The organism is Micrococcus sp. ACRRV (genome assembly GCF_022346985.1).
Taxonomy (GTDB): domain Bacteria; phylum Actinomycetota; class Actinomycetes; order Actinomycetales; family Micrococcaceae; genus Micrococcus; species Micrococcus porci.
Map to the genome: position 1 here is coordinate 1 of NZ_JAKRNH010000087.1, position 9,994 is coordinate 9,994.

The following is a 9,994-nucleotide window of genomic DNA, read 5'->3' on the forward strand; positions in this document are numbered from 1 at the left end:
GTCCACGCCCCGCTCCGCCCCCCACGACGCCGGCACCCCGCACGCACCCCAGCTGCCGGGCACGGACCGCACACCGCCGCCACGCACGCTGATCGACATCCTCGACGCGACCGCGCGCGAGCACCCCGAGGCACCCGCCCTGGACGACGGCACGGCGCAGCTCGGCTACGCGGAGCTGCTGGACCGGGTCCTCGAGTCCGCGCGGTTCCTGCAGGCGCACGGCATCGGCGCGGGCGACCGGGTGGGCGTGCGGATCCCCTCCGGCACCGCGGCCCTCTACGTCTCCATCCTCGCCGTCATGGCGGTCGGCGCCGCCTACGTGCCGGTGGACGCGGACGACCCCGAGGAGCGCGCCCGGCTCGTCTTCGGCGAGGCCCGGGTGGCCGGCGTCCTGACCGGCGAGCGCGAGCTCGACGTCCGCGCGGCCGCCGAGCGGGCCGAGGCGCCCGAGGCCCGCGCCCCCCGCCTGGAGGACGACGCGTGGATCATCTTCACCTCCGGCTCGACCGGCACGCCCAAGGGCGTCGCCGTGTCCCATCGCTCCGCGGCCGCCTTCGTGGACGCCGAGGCCCGGATCTTCCTCACCGCCGATCCGCTCGGCCCCGGCGACCGCGTCCTGGCCGGCCTCTCCGTGGCCTTCGACGCCTCCTGCGAGGAGATGTGGCTGGCCTGGCGCCACGGCGCGTGCCTCGTGCCCGCGCCCCGCGCGCTCGTCCGCTCGGGCATGGACCTCGGCCCCTGGCTGGCCGAGCGGCGCATCACGGCCGTCTCCACCGTGCCGACCCTCGCCGCGATGTGGCCGACGGCCGCGCTCGCGAACGTGCGCCTGCTGATCTTCGGCGGCGAAGCCTGTCCGCCCGACCTCGCCGCGCGCCTGGCCGTGCCCGGCCGCGAGGTCTGGAACACCTACGGCCCCACCGAGGCGACCGTCGTCGCGTGCGCCGCCCCGCTGGCCGGCGAGGGCCCCGTGCGCATCGGCCTGCCCCTGGACGGCTGGGACCTGGCCGTCGTCGACCCCGCCTCCGGCGTCCCCGTGGCGGAGGGCGAGACCGGCGAGCTGATCATCGGCGGCGTGGGCCTGGCCCGCTACCTCGATCCCGCCAAGGACGCGGAGAAGTACGCGCCCATGGAGACCCTCGGCTGGGACCGCGCCTACCGCTCCGGCGACCTCGTGCTCTACGACCCCGCGGGCCTGCTGTTCCTGGGCCGCGCCGACGACCAGGTCAAGGTCGGCGGCCGCCGCATCGAGCTCGGCGAGGTGGACGCAGCCCTCCAGAACCTGCCCGGTGTGCAGGGCGGCGCCGCCGCGGTGCGCACCACCCCGGCCGGCAACCAGCTCCTCGTGGGCTACCTCAAGCCCACGGGCCCGCTCGAGGGCTTCGACCTCGACGCCGCCCACGCCCGGCTCGCCGAGGAGCTGCCCGCGGCGATCGTCCCGCGCCTGGCCCTCGTCGACTCCCTGCCGACGAAGACCTCCGGCAAGGTCGACCGCAACGCCCTGCCCTGGCCGCTGCCCGGCACCGCCGCCACCGACGACGCCGACACCCCCGACGAGTCCACCCCCGACGGCTGGGTCCTGGCCCAGTGGGCGGCCGTGCTCGGCGCGGCCCCGGCCGACGGCTCGACCGACTTCTTCTCCGCCGGCGGCGGATCGCTCGCCGCGGCCCAGCTCGTGGCCCGGCTGCGCGAGCGCCACCCCGGCGTGACCGTCCAGGACGTCTACCGCCACCCCACCGCCGAGGAGCTCGTCTCCGCCGTGCTCGGCGAGGGCGCCGAGGGCATCGAGGTCCACGAGCGCAACGTCGACACCACCCGGCGGCGCACCCAGTGGGCCCAGACCCTCGTGGGGCTGCCCGTGTTCATCCTCCCGGCGCTGCGCCTGGGGACGTGGGCCGGCGTCGCCGTGAACCTCCTCGCCGCCACCGGCCTGGTCCCCGGACTGCCCACCGTCCCGTGGTGGATCCTCGCGCTCGTGGGGCTGTTCGTGGTCACCGCCCCCGGCCGCATGCTCGTGGCCGGGCTGACGGCACGCGCCCTGCTGCACGGCGTGGGCCCGGGCGCCTACCCGCGCGGCGGACGCGTGCACCTGCGCCTCTGGCTGGCGCAGCAGGTCACCGACCTCGTGGACCCCTACTCCCTCGCCGGGGCCGGGTGGATCCCCGCCTACGGCCGGCTGCTGGGCAACCGCATCGCCCGCGACGCCGACCTGCATGCCCTCCCGCCCGTGACGGGGCTCCTCACCGTGGGCGAGGGCGCCTCGATCGAGCCGGAGGTCGACCTCTCCGGCTACTGGGTCGACGGCGACGTGCTACGCGTCGGCACCGTGGAGGTCGGGGCCGGGGCCGTCGTCGGGTCCCGCTCCACCCTGCTGCCCGGCGCCAAGGTGGGCGCCGGCGCCCACGTCGAGGCCGGTTCCACCGTGGCCGGGCGTCTGCGCGGCCACCAGCGCCACGGCGGCTCCCCCGCCGTGAAGCTCGGCAAGGTCAAGCGCGGCTCGGCCCCGGCCGAGACCGCCCCAGACGCCGCCGGCTGGCGCGTGCTCTCCACGCTCTCCTCCACGGCCGTGGCGCTGCTGCCGCTGGCGGCCGTGGCCGCCGCGGCGGCCGTCGGCGCGTGGTCCCTGACCTGGTGGCCGCCCGCCGCCGCGGACGCGTCGCCGCTGCAGGCCGTCGGCACCGCCGCCGCCCGCCTGCTCGCGGCCAGCCCGCTGATCGCCGCCGTGTGGTTCGGCGTGCAGATGCTGCTGGTGCTCGTCGCCGTGCGCGTCCTCGCGATCGGCATCACCCCGGGCCACCACCCCGTGCGCTCGCGGGTGGGCTGGCAGATCTGGGCCACCGAGCGCCTGCTCGACGCCGCCCGCGACCAGCTCTTCCCGATCTACGCCTCCCGCTTCACGCCCACCTGGCTGCGCTGGCTCGGCGCCCGCGTCGGCAAGGACGTCGAGGCGTCCACGGTGGTGCTCCTGCCGACGATGACCCAGGTCGGCGACGGCGCGTTCCTCGCCGACGACACGATGGTCTCCTCCTACACGCTCGAGCACGGCTGGATGCACGTGGCCCCGGCGAAGGTCGGCAAGCGCTCCTTCGTGGGCAACTCCGGCATGGTCCCCGGTGGCCGCACCCTCCGCAGGGACTCCCTCGTGGCCGTCCTCTCCACCACCCCCGCCAAGACCAAGGCCGGCACCTCGTGGATGGGATCGCCGCCCGTGCGCCTGCGCCGCACCGAGGTCGAGGCCGACGCCTCGCTCACCTACGCGCCCCCGGCCCGGCTCAAGGCCGCCCGCACCGGCTGGGAGCTGCTGCGCGCGATCCCGGTCTGGCTGCACGTCGCGCTGACGATCGCCGTGGGCGCCGCCCTCGCCGCCCTCGCAGCGGTGGGCACCTGGTGGCTGGCCGCCCTGCTCGGCGGCGCCGTCCTGCTCGCGGCGGGCGCCGTCGCCGCCGTGGTGACCGTCCTCGCCAAGAGGGCGTTCGTGGGCCGCGTGCGTGCCGGCGAGCACCCCCTGTGGTCCTCGTTCATCTGGCGCAACGAGGTCGCGGACACGTTCACCGAGTTCCTCGCCGCCCCCTGGTTCTCCCGCGCCGCCGCCGGCACCCCTGCCATGGTCTGGTTCCTGCGAGGCATGGGCGCCCGCATCGGCCGCGGCGCCTGGGTGGAGTCCTACTGGCTCCCGGAGGCGGACCTCGTCACCCTGGGCGACGGGGCCACCGTGAACCGCGGCTGCGTGGTGCAGACCCACCTCTTCCACGACCGCGTCATGGCCCTCGACGAGGTCGTCCTCGCCGACGGCGCCACCCTCGGCCCCAACTCCGTGGTGCTGCCCGCCGCGCGTCTGGGCGAGGGCACCACCGTGGGCGCCGGCTCGCTCGTCATGCGCGGCGAGGAGCTGCCCGGCGGCACCTGGTGGCTCGGCAACCCCGTGGCCCCGTGGCGCCGGCCCGGCAAGACCCCGACAGCACACCAGCGGGCCGCGGCCGCCACCGGCGCGCTGCCCGTGATCCCCGACCCGACCAGCGCAGGAGGCATCCGATGAGCACCGACCCGTACATCCCCGGAGTCGGCTCCGACACCGCCACGATCGAGCACCTGCGGGTGGAGCTCGACGTCCGGCTGGCGTCCAACCGGGTGGCCGGCGTCGCGGAGCTCCACGTGCGGCTGTGCCGGCAGAGCGACACCGTCGAGCTCGACCTGCACCGGCTCGCCGTCGACGGCGCCGCCGGCACGCACGACGGCCGCCCCCTCAAGGTGAGGGCGACGACGCCGCGCAACCACCCGCACCGCGTGGTCGTGCACCTGGGCGCCTCCCTGCCGGAGGGGTCGCTCGTGGTCCTGCGGCTGTCCTACTCGGGGCACCCGAGGCCCCGCCGCAGCCCGTGGGGGACCATCGGCTGGGAGGAGCTGACGGACGGGGTGCTCGTGGCCGGGCAGCCCCACGGCGCGTCCACGTGGGTGCCGTGCATCGACTCCCCCGCGGTCCGCCAGACCGCGGACATCACCGTCACCTGCGACGCCGGCTACCTCCCCGTGGCCAACGGCCGCGGCACCCGCCTGCGCTCCCGCGGATCCCGCGAGACCTGGCGGTGGGTCATGGACCGGCCCGTCCCCGCCTACCTGCTCACCCTGCAGATCGGCCGGTACCGGCAGGTGACCGCGCCGGGCTCCGGGACGCCGGAGTCGGCCGCGGCCGGGGGCGTGCCGCCCCTGCGCCTCGTCGTCTCCCCGCACCTGCAGGCCCGCGCCGAGGCCGCGATGGCCGGCCAGGGCCGCATGATGGAGGCCTTCACCGCGGCCTACGGGCCCTATCCGTTCGACGACTACGCGGCCGTCGTCGCCGACGACGTCCTGGAGATCCCCCTCGAAGCCGCGGGCCTGTCCCTGTTCGGCGTGAACCACCTGGACGGCTCGTGGGAGTCGGAGCGGCTGATCGCCCACGAGATGGCCCACCAGTGGTTCGGCAACGCCGTGACCCTGGGGCGCTGGTCCGACCTGTGGCTGCACGAGGGATTCGCCTGCTACTCCGAGTGGCTGTGGGCGGAGGCGTCGGGCCGGGCCGCCCTCCGCCACGAGGCGAAGCAGGCCTGGCACGGCCTGAAGCGCCAGGGGGAAGACCTCGTCCTGGCCGCGCCGGGCGCCGCCGACATGTTCGACGATCGCGTGTACAAGCGGGGCGCGCTCACGGTGCTGGCCGTGCGCACGCTGCTGGGTGACGCCGTGTTCGGCGAGATGCTCCGGGATTGGGTGGCCCGGCACCGCTTCGCCACCGTGGACACGCCGGGGTTCCGCGCCCACGTGCTCGCTTGGGCGCCGCGCGCCGACGTGGCCCCGGAGGACGTGGACGCGCTGTTCGACGCCTGGACCCTGCGGCCGGAGCTGCCCGCCTTCCCCGGCTGAGCCCCCGCCCGGGCTCGGGGTGCCGGCACGCCGCGCCGGGGCTAGGAGGCCGGCCGCCAGGCGACCGTCCCGACCACGCCCGGGGGCAGCCGCGGATCCGCCAGGGGCACGACCGCCTCCCCGGGCTGGGGGCGCACCTCGGCGGGGTCGCGGTCCAACCCGGTCCCGCGGGCCTTCACCAGGGCCTCCTTGACGGTCCAGAGGCGCACGCGCTCGGCGAGGGCCCCCTCCGGGGACAGCCCGGCCAGGACGGCGCGCTCCTCCGCCGCGAAGGCCACGGCGTCGATCTCCGCGGCGCCGTCCGCTCCCGCGGCGAAGGCGCGCAGGGTCTGCGGCGCCGTCGGGTCCTCGGCGTCTACGCCGATCCCCCACGCCGTGCCTGCGACGGACGGCGTGCACCACGCGAGCACGGTCACCGGCCGGGGCCCGTCGACGTGGGTGAGGCTCACGGCGGGCAGGACGGGCCCCCCGTCGTCGCCGGGCGCCCCACCGGGCGTCGTCCCGTCGCCGGCGCGGCGCAGTGCCGGGGCCCCGTGGTCCGTCGCCCCGCAGCCGGGGCAGGAGTGCGCCAGGGCCAGGGCGCGCGGCCCGAGACCCAGCCTCGTCCCCAGGGCCGCCAGCACCTGCGCGGTGCCCTCGGCCCGGGACACGCCGACGGCGCCGACCTCGATCCCCCGCGTGGGGGAGGTCGGCGCCGTCGTCACGCTCGTCTCACGCACGGCCGAGCCGGGGGTCCGGCTCAGCGCTGCACGGCCCCGTGGCGCTCGGCGGCGAGCGCCGTGGCGGCCTCGCGGGCCTCGGAGGCCTCGTCGGCCGTCAGGGTGCGGTCCGGCGCACGGAAGCGCAGGCTGAAGGCGAGGGACTTGTGCCCCTCGGGCACGCCCTTGCCGGCGTAGACGTCGAACAGCGCGACCTCCTCGAGCAGCTCGCCCGCGCCCTCGGCGAGGGTGGCGCGCACGTCCCCGGCGACGACGTCGTCCGCCACCACGAGGGCGACGTCCTGCTGGGAGGCGGGGTACGTGGACAGCGGCCGGGCCACGACGCGGTCCGCGGCGGCGGCCACCACGGCATCCAGGTCCAACTCGAACGCGCCCGTGCGGGCGGGCATGTCCGCGTCCTCGAGCCAGGCCGGCAGCAGCTCGCCGGCCACGCCCACCGCGGTGCCGTCCGGCAGCGACAGGGCGGCGGTGCGGCCCGGGTGGAACGCCTGGTGCGTCCCCTGGACCACGGTCAGCTCCACCCCGACAGCCCGGCCGACCGCGAGCGCGGCGGCGATCGGGTCCTGCCAGTCGAACGCGCGCGGGGCGAATCCGGCGCCGGGGGCGGCCACGTGCCCGGCGAAGGCGCCGGCCACGTGGCGGGGCTGGGCCGGGATGCCGGCGTCCAGCTCCGCGAGGGTCTCGGCGGAGGGCTTGACACCGATGGGCTCGTTGGAGGGCGAGCCGAGGGCGCCGTCACCCGGCAGGAACACGGCGCCGACCTCGAACAGGGCGACGTCCTTGAAGCCGCGGGAGACGTTGCGACGGACGGTCTCCAGGAGGTTCGGCAGCAGGGTGGTGCGCATCCAGCCGAACTCCGAGGAGATCGGGTTGGCCAGGCGCACCATGCGCTGCGCCGCACCCTCCTCGGGGGTGGCGGAGCCGAACAGGCGGTTCTGCCCCTCGGAGACGAACGGGTAGTCGAGGACCTCGGTGAGGCCTGCGGCGGCCAGGGTGTCCGCCACGCGGCGGCGGTGCATCTGGGCGCGGGTCAGGCCGCGGCCCGGGGGCGCCACGGGGAGGGTGGAGGGGATGTTCGCGTAGCCGTCCAGGCGGGCGACCTCCTCCACGAGGTCCTCCGGGATGCGCAGGTCGTGGCGCCAGGTGGGCGCCGTGACCTGCAGGAGGTCCCCGGCGTCCTCGACGGACGCGCCGAGCCCGGTCAGCAGCTCCACGACCCGCTCGCGCGGGTAGTCCACGCCGATGCGGCGGGCCGGGTACTCCGGGTCCAGCTCGACGACGACGGGCTCGGGCCGGGTGCCCACGTCCGTGACGCCCGGGGCGGGGGTGCCGCCCGCGAGCTCGACGAGCAGCTGCACCGCGCGCTCGGCGGCCTCGTCGGCGATCTCCCAGTCCACGCCGCGCTCGTTGCGCTTCGAGGCCTCGGAGGGCAGGCGGTGGCGGCGGCGGGTACGCGCGATCGACACCGGGTCGAAGTGCGCGGACTCGATGAGCACGCGGGTGGTGCCCTCGGACACCTCGGTGGCGGCGCCGCCCATGACACCGGCCAGGCCGATCGCGCCCGACTCGTCGGCGATCACGAGGTCCTCGGGATCGAGGGTGCGCTCCTTGTCGTCGAGGGTGCGCAGGGTCTCCCCCGCGGCGGCGCGGCGCACGGTGATCCCGCCGGTGAGGCGGTCGGCGTCGTAGAAGTGCAGGGGCTGACCCAGCTCCCACATGACGTAGTTGGAGACGTCCACGGCCAGGGAGTGGGGGCGGATGCCGGCCAAGCGCAGGCGCGCGGCCATCCACGGCGGCGTCGCGGCGGCGGGGTCGATGCCCTCGACCACGCGGGCCACGAACCGGTCGCAGCCGGGGACGCCGTAGATGCCGGCGCCGTCGGCGAGCGTGACGGCGGGGCCGGCGTCGTTCGCCTCAGGCGCGGTGACGGCGGCGGCCGGGTCCGTGAACGCGGTGCCGGTGGCGTGCGCGTACTCGCGGGCGATGCCGCGGATCGAGAACGCGTAGGAGCGGTCCGGGGTGACGTTGACCTCGGCGGCCTCCTCGCGGAGGTGGAAGAGGTCGACCACGTCGGTGCCGACCTCGGGGTCGAGGCCCATGTCGCCCAGGACGATGATGCCGTCGTGGTCGTCGCCGAGGCCGAGCTCGCGGGCGGAGGCCATCATGCCGGCGGAGACGTGGCCGTACGTGGAGCGCGGGGAGATGCGGAAGTCCCCGGGCAGCACGGCGCCGGGTAGGCAGACGACGATCTTGTCCCCGACCTCGAAGTTGTGGGCGCCGCAGACGATGCCCTGCACGCCCGAGGGGTCGATGCCCTCACCGGTCAGGGTCTGCTCGGCGCCCTCGGGCGCCACGCGCACGGAGCACCAGTTGATGGTCTTGCCGTTCTTCTGCGGCTCGGGCTCGCGGGTGAGCACCTGGCCGACGACGAGCGGGCCGGTGAGCTCGTCGGACGGGCGGTGGACGTCCTCCTCCTCGAGGCCGACCGTGACGAGGTCGGCCAGGACGTCCTCGGCGGTGGCGTCGGCGGGGACCTGCGCGAACTCGCGCAGCCAGTCAAGCGGGATACGCACGGTGGATCAGAGCTCCATTCCGAAGTGCTGGGAGAAGCGGACGTCGCCCTCGATCATGTCCCGCATGTCCGGGACCTCGTTGCGGAACATCAGGGTGCGCTCGATGCCCATGCCGAACGCGAAACCGGAGAACTCCTCCGGGTCGATGCCCGCGGAGCGCAGGACGTTGGGGTGGACCATGCCGCAGCCGCCCCACTCGATCCAGCGCGGGCCGCCCTTGGCCTGCGGGTGCCAGATGTCCATCTCCGCGGAGGGCTCCGTGAAGGGGAAGAAGTTCGGGCGCAGGCGGATCTCCGCCTCCGGCCCGAACATCTGTCGGGCGAAGTACTCGAGGGTGCCGCGCAGGTCGGCCATGGTCAGGCCGCGGTCCACGGCCAGGCCCTCGAACTGGTGGAACACGGGGGTGTGGGTGGCGTCGAGCTCGTCCGTGCGGAAGGTGCGGCCGGGGCAGAGCACGTACACGGGGGCGCCGCGCTCCAGCATGGAGCGGACCTGCACCGGGGAGGTGTGGGTGCGCAGCAGGAGGTTGGACTCCAGGGGCTCCACGAAGAAGGTGTCCTGCATCTCGCGGGCCGGGTGGTCCGGCGGGAAGTTCAGGGCGTTGAAGTTGAACCAGTCGTGCTCCAGCTCGGGGCCCTCGGCGATCTCCCAGCCCATGCCGACGAAGATGTCGGAGACGCGTTCCTGCAGGAGGGACAGCGGGTGGCGGGCGCCCGGGAGGCGACGCGCGGCGGCCGCGGTGACGTCCACGGTCTCCTCGGCGAGCATGCGGGCGGCGTGCTCGGCCTCGAGCACCTCGGTGCGGGCGGCGAGGGCCTTGCCGATCCGGCTCCGGGCGGCGCCCATGGTCTTGCCGGCCTCGGCCTTCTGCTCCTTGGGCAGGGTGCCGATGGCCTTGTTGGCCAGGGTCAGCGGGGCGCGGTCGCCCTGGTGGGCCAGGCGCGCGGCCTTGAGCTCCTCGAGGTCGGCGGCGGCCTCGAACGCTGCCAGGGCCTCGGCCACGGCGGCGTCGACGGCGGGGCCGTCCACGGGGGAGAGCTGTGGCGCGTCCGCGGACGCGCCCGTCTCGGGACTGGAAGTCATGGGTCGATGACCTTCGCATGAGGGGACGTCGGATCGCCGCCGGCGCGGCGGGGACCGGGCGCGCGGGCGCCGGTCCGCCCGGGCGGCGGCCTGTCGGCCAGTCTAGTTGTACTGTCCGGGGACGTTGATCAATCGTGAGAAGGGCGGCTGGTTCCCGCAGGCGCTGTGGGGGCGATGCTGGTTGTAGTGGTGGAGCCAGTCGGGGAGGGCGTCTCGGCGTTCTTGCTC

6 protein-coding genes are annotated in these 9,994 nt (G+C 75.8%); 2 read left to right on the plus strand and 4 right to left on the minus strand.

The window, feature by feature from the left end:
• The coding region (locus MHY29_RS09200; RefSeq protein WP_370643498.1) for a Pls/PosA family non-ribosomal peptide synthetase at window positions 1-4,033 on the plus strand (4,033 nt) is incomplete at its 5' end.
• Window positions 4,030-5,391 (plus strand): M1 family metallopeptidase, encoded by a 1,362-nt coding sequence (locus MHY29_RS09205; RefSeq protein WP_239240522.1) that lies wholly within the window; start codon window positions 4,030-4,032, stop codon window positions 5,389-5,391. The genes MHY29_RS09200 and MHY29_RS09205, both read left to right, overlap by 4 nt.
• 41 nt (window positions 5,392-5,432) lie before the next feature.
• On the opposite strand, the gene MHY29_RS12520 is transcribed toward MHY29_RS09205, so the two are convergent.
• The 4 genes from MHY29_RS12520 to MHY29_RS09225 form a co-directional block, all read right to left on the minus strand.
• Window positions 5,433-6,110 (minus strand): 4'-phosphopantetheinyl transferase superfamily protein, encoded by a 678-nt coding sequence (locus MHY29_RS12520; protein WP_239240525.1) that lies wholly within the window; start codon window positions 6,108-6,110, stop codon window positions 5,433-5,435.
• Window positions 6,111-6,130: 20 nt separating this feature from the next.
• Window positions 6,131-8,683: a phenylalanine--tRNA ligase subunit beta gene (gene pheT, locus MHY29_RS09215; RefSeq protein ID WP_239240528.1), complete on the minus strand. Its 2,553-nt coding sequence runs from the start codon at window positions 8,681-8,683 to the stop codon at window positions 6,131-6,133.
• 6 nt (window positions 8,684-8,689) lie between these two features.
• The gene (gene pheS, locus MHY29_RS09220; protein ID WP_239240531.1) at window positions 8,690-9,766 is read right to left on the minus strand and encodes a phenylalanine--tRNA ligase subunit alpha; all 1,077 of its coding nucleotides are present in this window, start codon (window positions 9,764-9,766) and stop codon (window positions 8,690-8,692) included.
• Between the two features lie 102 nt (window positions 9,767-9,868).
• On the minus strand, window positions 9,869-9,994 hold a 126-nt coding region (locus MHY29_RS09225; protein WP_239240537.1), incomplete at its 5' end, for an integrase core domain-containing protein.

What these genes read in the sequence shown, in the direction of transcription:
- MHY29_RS09205 (WP_239240522.1), top strand. Translation starts at nt 4,030, where the DNA reads ATGAGCACCGACCCGTACATCCCCGGAGTCGGCTCCGACACCGCCACG.
- pheS (WP_239240531.1), bottom strand. Translation starts at nt 9,766, where the DNA reads ATGACTTCCAGTCCCGAGACGGGCGCGTCCGCGGACGCGCCACAGCTC.